Here is a 16,636-nt window from a genome sequence, read left to right on the forward strand (position 1 = left end):
ACGCGCGAAATTCAAGCTTCCTGTTACGCCACTGTTACTGAAGGCTCATTTTGCGCGTTACCCGACAGCCTAGTGTAACCCTTGGTGCTCTAAGTCATCCGACTGTGGCTTCTGCATTTGTACCCGCCGTGTGGATGCGACGAAGAAAACGAGTGGCAAAGTTTTCCAGATTCGATCTGTACTGGTTCTCCTTCTTCACTACATCAATAGCAAGCTTGCCCAGAGGTAGCGGTTGTTCACGTGCAGGGAGCATCTTTGCCGTGTACCGACCCTGGAGTCCTGGCTTCACGCGTGCGGGACCACCAGACCAGCAGTTCAACGCACCATCATTTCAGGAGCTCCGCCCGTGCCCAAGAAACTTGTTGTGTCTCCGCTCTGCCCTTCCATAAAAGTGACCGAGGAAGAATATCGCTCGGACCTCGCCATCCTCGAGATGGACAAAGCTGTTGCGCATCTCGATCGTCGCCGGTTCTTCTCGTCCCTGACCGCGTTGGGGGCAGTAGCTGCAACGGCTGGTCTTCTCAGTGCGCCGCCCAGTGCGCGCGCGCAGGCAGCGACAGGCCCATCCATTGTGGACGTACTTAATTTCGCGCTCAACCTCGAGTATCTCGAGGCCAACTTGTACATCGCTGCCTCGGGCAGTGACCCAATCAGCGTTGGAGATGGCGGCGGCGCGCCTGTGCTGGGCGCCCCCAGCGGTTCCACCCTGGGGCTAAACCCGCAGACGCTGGCAACGTTCCAGAACCTGGCGATTGATGAGACGCACCACATCACTCTGCTTCGTGCGTTGATCTTCCAGTTGGGCGGCACGCCGATCAATCAGCCGGAGATCGATTACACGCTGGGTGGCAAGATGTCGATCACCAACGTGACGCAGCTGCTTGCGGTGACACGGCAGTTCACCGCGGTGGGGACCAGTGCTTATACGGGCGGCGCACAGTACCTGGTTTCAAATCCGTTTGTACTTACCGGCGCGGCACAGATCCTCGGTACTGAATCGCAGCATCTTGGTGGTGTCAACTTTCTGTGCGACGCGCTCGGCGTGACCTCACCACCCGTGGACGCGCTGGATTATCCGCCCGTGGTGCCGAACACCTACTTCACCCTGACGCCAACCAACGCGCTCTCAACCGGTCCGGCGCTTGGGCCGGTGCGCACGCCCGCGCAGGTGCTGGGCATTGTGTACGGGGTATCTACCGCTTCCACCACGACGCCCCCTGCGGGCATTACCGCCGGCGGTTTCTTCCCCAAGGGGCTGAACGGCAACGTCAAGTCGACCTAGCGCAGCCACGCCCATGCATGCAGCGCCAAGGCGACTGCGGTCACCAGAAAAAGCAGCAGGAACCAGGCAACGGAGAGAGATACATGTTGAACCAGGCAGAACAGGTAAAGCAGGATGGAATCATCGCAGGCACTCTGAACAGGCGGCGTTTTCTGCAGGTCGCCGGCGTTTCCGCAGGCGCTGTGGGCACACTCGGGCTGGCCGGTTGCGGCGGGCTGATCGGGGTGGATCCGGAAGCAGGACCGGCACCTTCGATCGAGGATGTGCTGAACTTCGCGCTCAACCTCGAGTATTTTGAAGCGTCGTTTTACTCCTACATCACAACGGGCGCTGGCATCCCAAGCGCAAACCTCGGGGCCAACCCGGGCACGATCACGGGCGGGGCGCAGGTCAAGTTCACGGACCCGAACGTGGCGGCGCTCGCCACCCAACTGGCCGCTGACGAACTGGCACACGTGCAGTTTCTACGCGCGGGCATGTCGTACTTTGGCCTCACCCCGGTGGATGCCCCGGCTCTCAACCTTGCGGCGCTGGGCGCACCTACCGACGACGCAAGCTTCCTGGCACTGGCGCGACAGTTGGAGACCGTCGGCACCAGCGCTTATGAGGGCGGCGTGCAGTACCTGGCTTCCAACATACTCGCGGTTGAGTATGCGGCGCGCATTCACAGCGCCGAGGGACAGCACGAGGCCGCCCTGCGACAGTTCTGCATTTCCAAGGGCATTACCTCTCCCGCAGTGGACAAGTACGACCGGCCCCCGGTGCTGGGCAGCAATACCATCTTCAACACCAGCGTGGTGACAGGTTTGAACACGGCACGCAATGCTTCCGAGGTGCTGCAGATCGTGTACGCGGCACCCGGCATGACCGGCGTGCTTTCGGGCGGGTTCTTCCCGAAGGGGTTGAACGGCAATGTGAAAAGCACTTAGTCCGCAAAAGGCGCGCCCCACGAAGAGCCCGTCTGCATAGACGGGCTCTTCTTTTGCCTGCTGTCCGGCTTACCGTGGTTTGTTCTTGTGCAGGGAACGATCCTTCCGCTCACTGCGCAGGGAATGCTTTGTGAGACACAGGCAAGTTGCAGAAATGTGTTCTCTTGTCCCTGCTATTTCTTTCGCGCACTTGCTGCCAACGAGATTGCGCCCGCCTGGAAGTGCGACATATTGCTCCGCGTCGTAGCTGCCCAATGGGTCCTCAAGTTCAGGGAACAAGAAGCGCGGTTCCGAGGACCTCATCGTCACCGAGGGAGGTTGGGAAAGAGCGCTGGCGAGCTCTCGATCGCGAAGTCCCGGAATGCCCGCACCGCCTGCGACAGGTGCCGATGGTTCAGGTGAAGGAGCCAGAGATCAAACGTGCGGAAACGCCATTTCGGCATCACTTCGATGAAAGATGTTTTGCGCGACAGGCCGGGTAGAACGATCGGGGGAAGTTCTCCGATGCCCACACCCTGCAGGATCACAGGAGCAAGCCCCGCATAATCGTTCATGGAAAGGTAGGGCTCGAAGAACAGTGTTTCCTTCTGTTTGCCATCAACGTGTTCGAAGATCCAGCGGTCACGGGGTTTCCAGCGAGCAAACGACAGGAGCCGATGTTGAGCGAGGTCTTCCGGATGCCGAATGGGAGGGAACCTCTTCAGGTAGTCCGGCGTCGCGAGTAATTGATGGCGATAGCTGATGAGCTTGCGTCCTACAAGGGCCGAATCGCTCAACTGTCCGATGCGGACAACGAGATCTACGCCGTCGGCGATGTGATCGACGGCTCGTTCGGCGATCAGCACCTGCACTCGGACGTCTGTATACCGAGCCTGGAACCCGATGATCAGGGGGGCCAGGAAAGAGTCCGAGATGCTCGGAGGAGCAGAAAGCCGGAGTGTGCCCGAGACCGTTGATCCATAGTTCGAAGCAATGCTCGCCACTGCATCACTGACCTGTGCCCCTCGCTCGGCATGCTCCAGCAATTCGGCGCCGACATCGGTCAGCCTGAGTCGCCGGGTCGAGCGATCCAGCAGGCGGACACCAAGTTGATTCTCCAGTTCTGCAATACGGCGACTCAGCGTTGAAGTCGGCATCTTCATTCGACGCGCAGCCTCAGCGAAGCTGCCGGCTTCGACAACACGAGCGAAAGCCACCAGAGAGTTCAGATCAGTCATCCGCGGATTATCCCAAAACTGGAATGGTGAATGCCGCACTATGCCACTACCGCAACAGACGGGTCAACGCTAGATTCACCTTCGGGGGGTAAACCGATGAGTGACATACAGGCAATCACAACCTTGCTCGAGGAGTACGAACAGGCACTCAACCAGTCCGATACGGAAGCAGTGATGAAGCTCTATGCCGCTGATGGCATCTTTATGCCACAGCATTTTCCATCCAGCGTGGGAGTCGATGCCGTACGACAGGCTTACAGAGCTGTCTTCGGCACGATTCAGCTCACCGTCAAATTCAAAATAGAAGAGGTTCACGCGGTTTCCTCGGAGTGGGCCTTTGCTCGCACCAACTCCGCAGGCACTGTTCTGGTAAACGCAACCGGGGGGTCTTCCGCTGAAGCGAATCAGGAACTATTCGTCCTGCAGAAGGTCGAAGGCCAATGGAAGATCGCCCGCTACTGCTTCTCGACGACCAACCCGCCTCGCGCCTAACGTATTCAGGAGAAAACCCATGCCGGATATGAAAGCAGTCGTGATCCGCAAAGCAGGTGGTCCAGAGGTTTTAAACATTGAGCACATACCCATCCCAACGCCGAAACCCGGCGAAGTGCTGATCCGAGTAAAAGCGTTTGGGTTGAACCGATCCGAATTGTTCACCAGGCAGGGACATTCGCCGAGCGTCAGGTTTCCGCGTGTGCTCGGCATCGAGGCCGTTGGAGTTGTACAGGAAGCCCCCGGGGGAGTGTTCAAGCAGGGCGAGGTCGTGGCGACGGCGATGGGGGGTCTGGGGCGTGCGTTTGACGGAGGCTATGCCGAGTACACCTGCGTTCCCGCCAACCAGGTGCAGGTCATCCGTACCAGCCTGGATTGGACCACGTTGGGAGCAATGCCGGAGATGCTGGAGACGGCGTGGGGTTCTCTTTTCCGCTCATTGCGATTGCAGAAGGGTGAGAGCTTACTTGTGCGAGGTGGCACCACGTCTGTGGGTTTAGCTGCCACCGCGATTGCAAAGCGTCTTGGAGCCCAGGTAGCATCCACCACGCGAAACCCTGATCGCATCGACGCGCTTCGTTCTGCAGGAGCGGACCACGTGTTTCTGGACAGTGGCGTGGTAGCCGATGATGTGCGGAACATATATGCGGACGGAGTGGATAAAGTGCTGGAACTCATCGGTACCAGTACATTGAAGGACTCTCTTGGTTGCGCTTGCGAAGGCGGAGTCGTCTGCATGACCGGCATCGTTGGGAATCAGTGGGCCTTCGAGAGCTTCGCGCCGATGGAGAGCATTCCAACCGCTGTTTGTCTCACTTCGTATGCCGGCGATTCAAAGGATTTCATGCGCACTCCACTCGAGGAGCTCGCCCAACAGATTGCCGCAGGTAGCTTGAAGCTTCAGATAGGCCGCGTCTTCCAGATCGACGAGATCGTCGAGGCGCACCGGCTTATGGAGGAAAACAAAGCGGGCGGTAAGATCGTCGTTCTCGTTCCGGGGTGATGCCGGGAGATCGCGCTTGCTGCGTCTCGCACGTTAACTTCCTGTCGGGAACATAGTCGCGCTGCAATGGCGCTGCCAGCGATCTCACCTTCGGGCTCAACAGCGGGGCAGCGGCGTTGCCGTCAAGCCGGTTTCATTGGGAGCAACCGAGAACACGGGCTGCGCGCAAAGGGAGCAATCCTTGTCATGAACGCATGCATGGCGTACGCAATGCCACGAGAATAACGACGCTTTCGTAAAGCGCTTTAAATGTGTTGATTATGGTGGGCGCACAAGGACTTGAACCTTGGACTTCCACCGTGTGAATCATCTACTCTCATGTGTTATCAACAACTTAGCCTACAGTAGCGACCCTTTCAGGCCTGCAAAATCACCCTGAGTTCTCGCTATCGTTCCCGAATTGTTCCCAACTGCACCGAGTGGACTGGCCCTCACTGGAGCACATGCAATAAATGGGGTGAACTCATTCCGCAAGACAGCGCTCAGCGCTAGACTGATAAAAATTCAATCGGGAGCAGCAAAGATGTTTAAACAGTTCTTTGTCGGTGCAGCTCTCATGTTGTGCTCGGCCCAACGTCTAAATGCGACTTCCCTTGCCACTCTCAACTGCAAATCACCAGATGGGCAATGGAAATTCAATGTGGCTTCATACGTCCTCGCATCGATTCCCAACCCAAAACTCGGCCCATATTTCACTTTGACAGTCCAGGCTGAGCAAGCCGATTTCTGGAAGGTCCGAGTTCAGGCGACAGGCTTGGGATTGCGAGAAGTTGGAGACTGCCTGCTAGCCAGCACAGATGGAATCAACATACAAGTGGGGCACGTTTCAATCTCTACAGCAGATCTAGTCAGCGGCGCGCCACAAACTGGCGACAAAGAAGCGGAAGCCTACTCGCGCATTGTGTTCACGGTTGTAGATTTGGCTGATCTCAGCAAGCCTGCTTCGAACACTACACCGAGTCAAGGGCAGCTCAAGTAGACCCATATCGGCTTGTTGGAACAGGAGCCTTGGAGAAGAATAGGCGAGGCGCAGCAGTTCAGACAGTCACGGTTTCTCTTCGACTCGGCCATCTATACTCGCATCATTATGACTGCACGTCTTTCGAACTCCGAAAATTATGCTGTCACCACTCGATGCCCAGACTGCAGGGCAGATACCATCTTCCAACCGCGGGAAGAGGTCAGCAGAGTCAAGCCTGTCAAATATGGAAAAGACGTCTTTGCTAAGACTGTCTATGTGACAGGTCAATGCGTAAGCTGTCATCGCGGTAGCCTAGCCACGATCGTTGACGATTCATTTTCATCAGGTCCACTGTTGGTGGACTTCCTGCCGCAAGCTATAGAATCATTGCCATTGCCACCCGACGTTCCGCCAGAGATTGAAGCTGAATTTAGAGAAGCGGAAAAGTGCGTGTCGATTCAGTGCAACCGTGCAGCATCTGCCCTCTTCAGGTCGACGCTTGAGAAGGCTCTCAAGGCGAGTGGCTACACCAGAGAGAACTTTCCACGGATGAATGACCTTCAGAAGCGTATCGATGCAGCAACTGAAGATGGTGTGATCACCAGAGCATTGCAGAGGCGCGCGCACGAGGAGATTCGTGTTCTCGGTAATGATGTGCTGCACGACGAATGGCGACTAGTCACCGATGAAGAGGTTACCAAAGCTCACGCTTACCTGCAGCGGATACTAGAAAGTCTTTACGATGACCGTTCAACAGTTGAAGCATTATTGCTTGAAGCGAAGAGGATACCTCAGACAGGCGAGCCTGCTACGTAGACGCGGGCTACATCTGTTTTAATTGATCAGCGTAAATTAGGTCACTCGCGCCCCGCCGATTGAGCAACGATGTGGACCGAATAATTTCCATTGGTTTATGCCTCCAAAGTGTAGTGCAGGCGCAAGCATTTCTAATTTGCATTCAGTAATGACGGTAACTAATCATGATCGAGTCGCCCAAAGGAACAGCAAAGTGCAGAAGAACCATCTCGCCCGCTAGGCTGTAATCGAGTGCGCGACGTTGTGCGATTCCGTTGTAATAAACCGTAGTCTCCAGATCGGCTGGTGGATACGGTAAGCGCAGCTGCCGTCCTGAAAAGCCCTTTGGAGAGTTGAAGGTAGCGGAGATCGGCTGATGATCCACGCCTTGGTACCACTCACCGTCAGGAGGCAGTGGGGTGCGGCTCGTTGGAGCTGGGTGAGTCGTTGCGGCTTGCTTCCAAACTTTGGAAGGCTGACTCCAAAACACCTCGAAGATCAGCACCCCTCCCCAAAGAAGCAAGTAAGCTAACGCGAAATCTTTCAACTCAAGCTTTCGATCCTTGATAAAGGAGCCGAAGCTCGCTTTCTCTGACTCTCTCCTGAACTTCAGAGTGAGCAGCAGAAAGGGAGACAAAATTGTGATGGCCCAGCCGAGTGGATTAGTCCCCAGATCCCCGAAGGAGTCCCCAAACGCTCCCCGCAAAAGCTCCCACGCAAGCTCTACATGCATCTTTAGCATTGAAACCCCAATCGCACGAGAGGAGAGTCCAGCAGCCGACGCTCAATTAGCCTTAGTAGCTCTTTCAACTGCGATGTAGCTGTAGAGCGTCTGACGAGTGATCCCGAACTCCCGGGCGGCTCTTGCCTTGGGCATCCCGCCAGCTAAGAGCGCTTTCAGCTTTTCTACCTGCTCAGACTTGAGCTTTGCGACGCCGCCCCTGTACTTGCCAGCCGCCTTTGCAATCGCCACGCCTTCACGTTGCCTCTCAAGGATCATGCTCCGCTCGAACTGAGCGACTGCCCCAAGAATCGACAACATCATCTCGCTCATGGGGTTCTGCTGCCCGGTGAAGCTCAGAGCCTCTTTCAGGAAGCGCACTTCCACGCCTTTGGTATTTAGCTCAGAGACGATCTTTCGAAGGTCATCCACGTTGCGCGCCAATCGATCCATCGAGTGCACAAGCACCACATCGCCCTTGCGAGCGTGCTGCATCATCCTGCGCAATTCTGGCCGCCCGGCGTCCTTCCCTGAGGCCTTGTCCTCGAAGATCTCATCGCAGGTTTGCCCGTCTAGCTGACGCGCCGTATTTTGCTCCACCGTTGATACTCGCCGATAACCGATCATTTGCCCGCTCATACTGCCCCCAAGTGTATGATCAGACTCTAAGACCATCGGTCAGATACGTCAAGTCAGCGCGAAATTGATCCTGATTCTACGCTTTTAACGCCGCTGCGGCATGTCAAGGCAGCCTATACCCAGATTGGACAGTACATGGCCTGATCTGTCCTAAGGGACGATCCAGTCATGCCCGCAGCGATTCTTTGCACGGTAGGGTCACCCAATCAGCTTCAGTTTAGGAGGGGGTGCTGGAAAAATATGAGCCGCTCTTAGAATGGCCTTCCTCGGGCTAGGATAGGTGCGTTCTCCCCTGAGGTTCTTGGGGGCCATTCGCTGGTGAAGTGCATATGTGCATCGACCCACACCCAGGAACGGGGGCTTCTTCGATAATTCGAAGAATGTCCGAACTTGAATAACGGAACGCGGCCGCCAGTTAGGTGATCTGAGTGGAAGGAACACCACCGTGGCTTGTCTTGATCGACACAGCTTCCCGAAGCCTCTTGAGTTCGTCGATCACCTCGGTGCTCCCGTAGTAGCGCCATACCTTGCCGCTCTCGTCCATAACAGCTTTGCCTCGCACCCGTATCCACAACCAAGTCCCGTCAGCTCGTCGGGCACGGCATTCGTAATCGATCGGAGAACCTGTCGATAAGGCACTTTCCGTAAGCAAGAGCACTCTGGCCCGATCTTCGTCCAGCAACGTGTTCAAGTAGCCGAGATTAAGTACGGCCTCACGCGAGAAGCCCGTCAGCTCCTCCCACTTGCTCCCAAAATCAAGAATGTTCCCAGCGCCATCCATAACCCACGGTGTCTCAGGATTCAAGTCGAGGAGAGCGCGGGCAAGCTGCTCGCTCTCAACAAGTTCTATTTCTTTTCGCTTTCGCTCCGTAATGTCCAAGACGGCAATACTGAGACCGATGATCTCGCGCGCTTCATCTCTGGCGGGTTCACACGAAAAAAGAATGAATTGGTTAGATTCACCTTCGATACGGGAAGGGCGTGACAATTCGCAGTCATGTAACGATTCACCTTGGAGAGCGCGGCGAAGAAAAGGCTCGTAAATCGGGAACCACTGCGGAAAGACTGACGCCACACTTCGACCGAGCATGGCCAATATGGTAGTTCCATCGATCTCTGCCAACTTTCGGTTCACGCTTACGTAACGAAGATTCTTGCTGAGGTAGCAGAGACCAACGGGAGCGCCATCGTATATCGCTTGTAGTTGTGCGACCCGCTCGATAGGAAGAGACTCAAGGCTAGATAGATTTAGGTCACTACCCTGCAGAGCAACTCCCGGAAGGGCGCGAGGATAAGCAGCATCGATAAAGCTGCGGATGTGCTTCGCGGGTTCGGGCTTGCCATACAAGTACCCTTGCACTACGTCACAGCCTAGATACTGCAACATACTAGCCTGCTCCTCCGTCTCCACTCCTTCGGCAATCGCTGTGATTCCGAGACTCTGTCCCAGTCCGATCAGAGCAGCGACGATCTTTCGATCCTGTCTTACTTTCGCGATGCTCTTGATGAAGCTCCGGTCGATTTTAAGCCCGTCAAACGGCAGAGTTTGAAGATGCGCAAAGCTTGAATAGCCGGTGCCAAAATCATCCAAGTAGATATTGCAGCCCAAGGCTTTAAGTTCGAGCGAAATGGCTTGTACGTGATCTAGGTTCTCGATGAGTGCTGTTTCGGTAATTTCGATCGCGAGGCGGCTGAAAGGGAAGTTATGTCGCTGTCCTATTTGCAGGAGTCGAGGAACAAGATCTCGGTCGAGCAGCTGTTTGGGGGAGATATTTACAGTCAAGATGAACGATCCAGGGAACACAGCGACGGCCTGAAATGCCTTTGCTAGGATTTGCTCGGTGAGTTGGGTGAGAAGACCAGCATGTTCAGCGGCCGGGATGAACTCAGATGGAAGCATTAAACCTCGCTCTGGATGCTCCCAGCGGGCAAGCAGTTCAAAACCGACGAGCTGCCCCGTCCTCAATTCTCTTAAAGGCTGGTAAAAGGGAGAGATCTCTCCTCGCTCCAGCGACTTAAGTAGGCTCAGTTCATCTGTCGCCATACGCCTCCTACATCGAGCTAGAGCAAAAGGCTCAGAGCTATGACACCTACACCCCTATCTTGCAAATAGCAAGATATCGAAAGTTGAAGGCTTGACTGTTATTTCATATGGCAACGCTACAGGCCCTGCTGTCTGTTAGCGTTTGCGCAACCGACCCACGCCTGAAAACTAGGTGGCAGCTGAAATCTTGATTTCCACAGCTTGTCGACATTTCCACATGAGCTTTTTTGCCTTCCGAGTTGACCTTCTAGCAAGTCAAGACTACTATCGTTCCAAGCGTCGCGCTATGCTCTGGACATAGACTATTTAGCAGTCACTTTCCAGTCTACGGAGCTAGCTTATTCTTGCGACCCCTTCCCTCTTAAACCTTAGAGAATCTCTCCGCATGAATTGTGGGTATAGCCGTCTGCGTGAATTGAATTACGTAGAGCTATACCAGTTGAATAAGATCGCGTCTCACTTGCGAGATCGTCGCTGCCCATGCTCGAACAGCCTCTGTCCTTGCTGTCTACACAAGACAAGGAGATGCCAGCGTGCCGCTCTTCATCGAGTGCTCAGGAAAACTACATCCGAGCGACTGGTGGCGTTTACCGTCACCCTCATTCAGCCACTTTGCAATACTACAGAGCTACGCGCGAAGATTCGTGAACTCCAGCGACGTACCCGAGAGATTTTTACTTCTGTTGAGGCAGCTCACTGGTTCATAGCCTTGGAGCTTGGAATCTATCCCGGGCACTTCAATCCCCACCTGCATGGCCTGCTGCTCTGCGACGAGTCGCTGGACAATCTGCAGCGTGCCGCTAATGCTATTCTTTGCGACTTCGCTCAGATGAACCACCTAGAGCCTGTAGATAACCCAACTGCATGGGCGAACTACATCGTCAAGACGTCCTCCGACGATATCGCCGAGCTGTATCGCCACCCCGCTTTGACGCTCGAAGCACTAAATTGTCTGCGCTTCGTGCCTCGCTTCCAGAGCAAAGGGTTGCTGAAGTGTACCGGTGACGACAGGCCAAGACGTCCTCGGAGAAGAAGAAAGCCAAAGCCGAGAATAGCTAGCAAAAGGCGACATCCTAAAGTGCTTGCGTCCAGCCTCCGCTAAGCTATGCCGGACCGCCTCTTGTAACCCCGAGCGAGTTGTTCCGGATGGGTTCGCTTCCAGTTCTGACCAATGCACATATGCACTAAAGCGACCTTCGGCAGAGCTGCACCGAATATTCGAATCACTGTAGCCAAGTCGCTAGCCAGAAACAATCGGCTTTGCGCTAACAACACCCTCATAGTCGCACGTAAAGGCTCCTTCTAGGCTCATCGCGCGATTCCCTGAGCCTGGGGTCCGCTCGCAACATTGCGCCTCTCGTTTTCTTCTTGCACACGTACGCGCTCCCGTGCGATCGGCTGTAGAGCAGCGCGAACCATTCACCAGTGGTTGCACATATGCAACCTGAAGGAAGAGACATGCACACTATCCCCGTATCTCCCGAACCTGCGGTTATTGAGTTCCTCTTTGCCCAAGCTGACCCTGCTCTGTTCGAACCGCTGATCAGCGCGAAAGATGTAGCAGAAAGCTTTCACATAAAAGAGCGTACTGTTCTCCGCTGGGCACGGGAAGGGAAAATCCCCGGCTACAAGTGTGGTAAGTTCTGGCGATTTCGATCCTCAGACTTGAACCATGCCCTGCTGCTTACCGTAGACTCGTTTTCAAGCCAGTCCGCTCGCGTGAATCAGGAGGTTAAATGAAACTCACGCGTGAATCGTTCCAAGTCGGCTCGCTTACAAAGGAGCCGCGTAAACATGGCGACGTCTGGATTTACCGCTGGCGGCAAGCCTCTCCAGCAGGCGCACCCGTCCAGAAGAAGATCATCGTCGGCCCTTGCAGTGAACTTAGATCCAAATCCCAAGCGCAAAAGGCTGTGCAGGCTATGAATCTTCAGATCAATAGCGCAAAGTCTTCCAGCAAGCCGCTCACCTTGGGCCAGCTTGTGAAGCACTACGCCGCGCTCGAACTTGGAATGGAGAGGAGCAACAAGACAGATCACACCTGCGACGTATATAGGGACTGCCTTAAGAATCACATCGTGCCGCGATGGGGGACAGAGCTTGCAGCCAGCTTGAGAGCACCAGATGTGGAAGCGTGGCTACGTTCCCTGCCACTAGCAAACAGCAGCAAGGCGAAGCTGCGCAACGTAATGAGCGTTGTCTACAACCACGGCATACGGCACGGCCTAGTAGACGCAAACCCAATCATCGGGCTGGTTAAAGGTAGCGGCGTTCGCCAGTCTGCTACCCGGCGGAAAAGCCCCCAGATCCTCACGGCAGATGAAATTAAGCGACTACTGTGCGTTTTAGAAGACCCATATCGGGCCATGGTCTACTTGCTTGCTTCTACCGGCTTGAGGTTCTCTGAGCTGCGCGGCCTTCAGTGGCAGGATCTCGATGTCAAGAACTTGGCTCTGCTTCTAACACGAAGTGTAGTCAAAGGCTCGATAACGCCGATGAAGAATGCCGCCAGCCGCCGACCTGTATCCATCACGCCTGATGTCTGCAGGGCATTACAGGCGCTGCGGCAGAACTCTCCTTACCGGGGCGGGATGGATTGGATCTTCGCTTCGATCAAGGCAGGAGGGAATATTCCACTTTGGGGCAATTCCGTTATGGAAGACCATGTCCGGCCTGCCTTGAAAGTTGCCGGAATCGAGAAGCATGTGAGCTGGCATACTTTCCGTCACACGTTCGCCACACTACTGAAGGCTTCGGGAGCAGACGTCAAGACAGTTCAAGAGTCCCTTCGCCACGCCACCAGTGCTATGACGATGGACGTTTATGTTCAGCCCATCCCTGCTGTCGTTCGCGCAGCCCAGCTTGAACTTGCATCAACCTTCACACCGGATTCATGGACAGGCGCTGTTCCTGTTCCCAATCTGTTCCCAGATTCCGGCTCTGCATCCGCAAGTTGTTGATTTAATGGTGGGCGCACAAGGACTTGAACCTTGGACTTCCACCGTGTGAAGGTGGCACTCTACCGCTGAGTTATGCGCCCGACAAAAAAGATCGCGCTTCAGCCCCGGGCGGGGCGCGCTGCGACTTTTCAGAGCATACCACCGGGAAGGCCCGGACTCAAAGCAGGGGCCTGCCAGCCCTGGCTTGCCCAGGCTTCGCTGGCGGGCGGACATTGACTTGCACGGGCTTGTTCGCAGGACCGGCTATGCTGGGCCCATCGACTGAGGCAGGCGGTATGAACTGCCGGCCTCCCCCTGCCCACGTGGCTGGCTGTGCCGGAGCCCAGCCGGCTCTATGCCCCGCGTACAATATGCAGGGTGCCCATGGACTCAGCTGATCCCCTCCACGCAGATGCGCGCAAGGCAGCCTCTGCCTCCCGCCCGGAGGGGCCGGGTCCTGCCAAAAGGCGCGCGGAGCCGGTGGGCAACCGTGCTCCGGAGGGAAGCGGGCAGCACCCGGAAGACGCTGCAGGGTCGGCCTGCGACCAGCGTGAGGATGCACCAGGCACAGAGACAGACCTCGACCCAGCCCTGGAAGCAGGCCCCGACTTCTGTTCCGGAAACGAGCCGTTCTCCGCGAAAGAACCGGATCCGGACGCGCAACCTTTGGACGCGGACGGGGTTCACGAGAACATGGCGAGCGCAACCTATGGTCGAGACTGGGCAGCAGTGCTCCCGCCGGGTGCGGGGACATTGGGCGTTCCGCAGGCAGCGGACGACAGCTCCGACGCTGCCATCATGCTGCGTGTCCGCGAGGGCGACGACTCGGGGTTTACGTACCTGATCGAGAAGTACCGCAAGCAGATCATCTACTACATGTTCCGCATGTGCGGAAACCAGGCAGTCGCGGAAGAGCTGGCGCAGGAGGTTTTTCTGCGGGTGTACCGGTCGCGGGAAAGCTACCGCGCGGAAGCCAAATTCACGACCTGGCTGTACCGGATTGCAACCAACCTCGGGGTAAACTACGCGCGCGACCACAAGCACGAGAAGGCTGCGCAGAACGTCTATCTCGATCAGCCGGACGCGGATACAGGCACCACACCGGACGTGGCGGACAGTCGGCTGACCGCAGAGCAGAACCTGCTGCGCTCCGAGCGCATGCTGGGGATCCGGCAGAAGGTCATGAGCCTGCCCGAGCGTCAGCGGGAAGCCGTGTTGATGCACAAGTACCAGGAAATGGATTATCGCGAGATCGGCGCTGTGCTCAAGCTTTCCGAGTCCGCTACCAAGTCACTGCTGTTCCGCGCCTATCAGACGTTGCGGGAACAGTTGAAGGAATACGTCTGAGGAGGTACCACATGACCAGTCAGGGAAGAAAGCAGCCCGGAAACGAAAGCCCCCGCGCCGGCGGTTTAGCAATGGACTGCCCCAGCGTTGTGGCCGCCATGCCTGACCTGCTCTTCGATCCAGCTGCTGTTCCGGCCCCGGTGCGTGCACACCTGGACACGTGCGTGTCCTGCTCCGCGGAACTGGGCTCGCTGCAGCAGACAATGCAGCTGCTCGACACCTGGGAGGCGCCCGAGCCTTCGCCTTACTGGAATGCACGCATGGGCGCACTGCTGCGCGAGGAGCAGGCGCGCCCGGCACGAGGATGGGCCGGGTTCCGTGAGCGGTTTGTTACCCGCCTGCTGCTCAGCAACAGGGCGCTCCGCCCTGCGGCCGGGGTAGCAGCCCTTGGGCTGGTGCTCGCGGTCGGGGGCGGCACATGGCTCGACCTGGCCAGCCAGACGAGCAACAGGCCCGCACAAGGAGTACAGGCGTCCAATACCGTGCGCGATCTGCAATCATTGAACGAAAATGCCCAGGTGTTTCAGCAGCTTTCCGCGCTGGACGAGCCTGATACCACTACCCAGCAGTAGATCTCCCCGCACGGCGCCCGGAGATGCAGCAGCCACAAAAGGAATGATGAAGCAGCGCGAGACAAGCAGAGAAAATGGCGGGACGAGGTCGGCAGCCGCATGCATCGCGCGGCCGCTCCTCGTGCTTTTCTTCGCCACTGCTTTTGCCACTGCATCGCTCTGTGCGCAGCAGCAGGGCAGGCCCGAGCAGCGCGCTCCTCAGTCCATGCAGGGGCTGCGTGTCGACCCGCGCACTGGTGGCCGCATGATGCCCGGTCAGCATCTGCCGCAGTGGTTCGCACAGCATCAGGCCCTGCCGCCGAACGAGCAGGAGAACGCCCTGCGCAGCGAACCCGGCTTCGCGCACCTTCCAGCAGCCCAGCAGCAGCAGCTGATCGAGCGGCTGCACCATCTTGACCTGGAGCCGCCGGCCCAGCGCCAGCGCGTCATGGAGCGGAACGAACGCTTCATGGCGCTGCCCGTGGAGCGGCAGCAGCGCATTCGCGGCGCCAGCCAGATGCTGAGCCAGATGAACCCGGACCGCCGCCGCGCGGTGCGTGATGCCTTCCACGATCTGCGCAACCTGCCAGAGGACCAGAGAGCGAATGCGCTGAACTCGGCGCGATTCCAGGCCGAGTACTCCCCGCAGGAGCGCGAGGTCCTCGGCAACCTGCTTTCGATCGAGCCTTACCAGCCGTAAAGGCCGCGTTAGCTTTGCGGCCTCCACCAGAGGCCACGCTCTAGCAGGGGCCACGCTCTAGCTGCGGAAGAAGTTCTTGGCCAGGAATAGCACATTGGCCGGCCGCTCTGCCAGGCGGCGCATAAAGTACGGATACCACTCGTGGCCGAACGGCACGTACACGCGCATGTTGTAGCCCTCGGCCACCAGCGAGCGCTGCAGGTCTCGACGCACCCCGTACAGCATCTGGAACTCGAAGCTTTGCTTCGCCAGTCCCTGCTCGGCCACGATCCTGCGCGTGGCGTCGATCATCCGGGGGTCGTGCGTGGCGATACCGTGGTACAGCCCGCTGGCAAGCAGCGTGGTCGTGAGGCGCACATAGTTGGCGTCCACATCGGCCTTGTCGGGGAATGCCAGCGTTGCCGGCTCCTGGTAAGCGCCCTTGCAGAGCCGCACCCGGATGCCCTCTTCGATCAGCCGCGCCACGTCTTCCGTGGAGCGCCGCAGGTACGCCTGGATCACGACGCCGATGCTGCCCGGGTACTGCCGGTGAAGACGGGACACCAGGTCGAGTGTCGCCTGCGTGTAGGTGCTGCCCTCCATGTCGACCCGCAGAAACGTACCGACCCGCTGTGCATGCTCCACCAGCGAACCCACGATCTGCTCTGCCAGACCGGGACTCAGGTCCATGCCCATCTGCGTCAGCTTGACGCTGGCATTGGCGTTGAGGCCACGCTCACCAATGGCATCGAGCAGCTGGTGGTAGATCGCGGCAGAGCGCTTCGCTTCTTCCGGTGTGTGCACATTCTCGCCCAGGCTGTCGAGCGTCGCCGCGATGCCATCCCGGTTCAGCGCGGCAGTGGCCTTTAAAACATCTTCTATCTCAAGCCCGGCTACAAAACGCGACGAGATACGGCGGCCAGCCGCCGAAGCCTCGGAAAAGCGGCGAAGCGGCTGATTGCGCGAAAGAGAGATAAACGTGGAACGGAGCATGGTCATGTGGATGTTTCATTCTTGCATGCAGGCAGGCAGGGCGC

The 16,636-nt window shown here is 57.2% G+C and carries 16 protein-coding genes and 1 tRNA gene; 11 read left to right on the forward strand and 6 right to left on the reverse strand.

Annotated features, from left to right (window positions below; genetic code table 11):
- Window positions 1–346: 346 nt before the first annotated feature.
- Both D1Y84_RS04105 and D1Y84_RS04110 read left to right on the forward strand, forming a co-directional pair.
- On the forward strand, window positions 347–1,282 hold the full coding sequence (locus D1Y84_RS04105) for a ferritin-like domain-containing protein (RefSeq protein ID WP_124847392.1): 936 nt from the start codon (window positions 347–349) through the stop codon (window positions 1,280–1,282).
- An 83-nt stretch (window positions 1,283–1,365) separates the two neighbouring features.
- Window positions 1,366–2,211: a ferritin-like domain-containing protein gene (locus tag D1Y84_RS04110; RefSeq protein ID WP_158615309.1), complete on the forward strand. Its 846-nt coding sequence runs from the start codon at window positions 1,366–1,368 to the stop codon at window positions 2,209–2,211.
- Window positions 2,212–2,516: 305 nt separating this feature from the next.
- Here D1Y84_RS04110 and D1Y84_RS04115 read toward each other — a convergent pair whose 3' ends face one another.
- On the reverse strand, window positions 2,517–3,428 hold the full coding sequence (locus tag D1Y84_RS04115; protein ID WP_124847394.1) for a LysR family transcriptional regulator: 912 nt from the start codon (window positions 3,426–3,428) through the stop codon (window positions 2,517–2,519).
- Window positions 3,429–3,524: 96 nt separating this feature from the next.
- On the opposite strand from D1Y84_RS04115, the gene D1Y84_RS04120 reads away from it, so the two are divergent.
- The 4 genes from D1Y84_RS04120 to D1Y84_RS04135 all read left to right on the forward strand — a co-directional run bounded on the left by D1Y84_RS04120 (window position 3,525) and on the right by D1Y84_RS04135 (window position 6,700).
- Window positions 3,525–3,920, forward strand: coding sequence for an SgcJ/EcaC family oxidoreductase (locus D1Y84_RS04120; protein ID WP_158615310.1), 396 nt, complete (start codon window positions 3,525–3,527; stop codon window positions 3,918–3,920).
- Between the two features lie 19 nt (window positions 3,921–3,939).
- Window positions 3,940–4,923, forward strand: a complete 984-nt coding sequence (locus D1Y84_RS04125) for a zinc-binding alcohol dehydrogenase family protein (protein WP_124847396.1) — start codon at window positions 3,940–3,942, stop codon at window positions 4,921–4,923.
- A gap of 523 nt (window positions 4,924–5,446) precedes the next feature.
- Complete coding sequence (locus tag D1Y84_RS04130) at window positions 5,447–5,902, forward strand: hypothetical protein (RefSeq protein WP_124847397.1); 456 nt, start codon at window positions 5,447–5,449, stop codon at window positions 5,900–5,902.
- Window positions 5,903–5,914: 12 nt separating this feature from the next.
- On the forward strand, window positions 5,915–6,700 hold the full coding sequence (locus D1Y84_RS04135; RefSeq protein ID WP_124847398.1) for a DUF4145 domain-containing protein: 786 nt from the start codon (window positions 5,915–5,917) through the stop codon (window positions 6,698–6,700).
- Between the two features lie 142 nt (window positions 6,701–6,842).
- Here D1Y84_RS04135 and D1Y84_RS04140 read toward each other — a convergent pair whose 3' ends face one another.
- The 3 genes from D1Y84_RS04140 to D1Y84_RS04150 form a co-directional block, all read right to left on the reverse strand.
- Window positions 6,843–7,421: a hypothetical protein gene (locus tag D1Y84_RS04140; protein ID WP_158615311.1), complete on the reverse strand. Its 579-nt coding sequence runs from the start codon at window positions 7,419–7,421 to the stop codon at window positions 6,843–6,845.
- Window positions 7,422–7,463: 42 nt separating this feature from the next.
- Window positions 7,464–8,039 carry a recombinase family protein gene (locus D1Y84_RS04145; RefSeq protein ID WP_124847400.1) on the reverse strand — a complete coding sequence of 192 codons (576 nt, stop codon included), beginning with the start codon at window positions 8,037–8,039 and terminating at the stop codon, window positions 7,464–7,466.
- Window positions 8,040–8,454: 415 nt separating this feature from the next.
- The gene (locus D1Y84_RS04150) at window positions 8,455–10,083 is read right to left on the reverse strand and encodes an EAL domain-containing protein (RefSeq protein ID WP_124847401.1); all 1,629 of its coding nucleotides are present in this window, start codon (window positions 10,081–10,083) and stop codon (window positions 8,455–8,457) included.
- A 1,458-nt stretch (window positions 10,084–11,541) separates the two neighbouring features.
- Here D1Y84_RS04150 and D1Y84_RS04155 point away from each other — a divergent pair.
- Complete coding sequence (locus D1Y84_RS04155) at window positions 11,542–11,823, forward strand: helix-turn-helix domain-containing protein (RefSeq protein WP_158615312.1); 282 nt, start codon at window positions 11,542–11,544, stop codon at window positions 11,821–11,823.
- On the forward strand, window positions 11,820–13,043 hold the full coding sequence (locus D1Y84_RS04160; protein ID WP_124847403.1) for a site-specific integrase: 1,224 nt from the start codon (window positions 11,820–11,822) through the stop codon (window positions 13,041–13,043). The genes D1Y84_RS04155 and D1Y84_RS04160 overlap by 4 nt, the downstream gene beginning before the upstream one ends.
- 5 nt (window positions 13,044–13,048) lie before the next feature.
- On the opposite strand, the gene D1Y84_RS04165 is transcribed toward D1Y84_RS04160, so the two are convergent.
- Window positions 13,049–13,123 (reverse strand) — tRNA-Val (locus D1Y84_RS04165).
- Window positions 13,124–13,406: 283 nt separating this feature from the next.
- On the opposite strand from D1Y84_RS04165, the gene D1Y84_RS04170 reads away from it, so the two are divergent.
- Genes D1Y84_RS04170 through D1Y84_RS04180 form a run of 3 tightly spaced genes read left to right on the forward strand, consistent with a single transcriptional unit; the run spans window position 13,407 to window position 15,620 of the window.
- Window positions 13,407–14,369, forward strand: a complete 963-nt coding sequence (locus D1Y84_RS04170; RefSeq protein WP_233581108.1) for an RNA polymerase sigma factor — start codon at window positions 13,407–13,409, stop codon at window positions 14,367–14,369.
- 11 nt (window positions 14,370–14,380) lie between these two features.
- Entirely contained in the window at window positions 14,381–14,941 is a 561-nt protein-coding gene (locus tag D1Y84_RS04175; RefSeq protein ID WP_124847404.1) for a hypothetical protein, read from the forward strand.
- 43 nt (window positions 14,942–14,984) lie between these two features.
- A complete protein-coding gene (locus tag D1Y84_RS04180) occupies window positions 14,985–15,620 on the forward strand; it encodes a DUF3106 domain-containing protein (protein WP_158615313.1) in 636 nt (211 codons plus the stop codon).
- 57 nt (window positions 15,621–15,677) lie between these two features.
- Here D1Y84_RS04180 and D1Y84_RS04185 read toward each other — a convergent pair whose 3' ends face one another.
- Complete coding sequence (locus tag D1Y84_RS04185; protein WP_370245701.1) at window positions 15,678–16,598, reverse strand: proline dehydrogenase family protein; 921 nt, start codon at window positions 16,596–16,598, stop codon at window positions 15,678–15,680.
- Between the last annotated feature and the right edge of the window lie 38 nt (window positions 16,599–16,636).

It is taken from the genome of Acidipila sp. EB88 (assembly GCF_003858395.1).
GTDB lineage: Bacteria > Acidobacteriota > Terriglobia > Terriglobales > Acidobacteriaceae > EB88.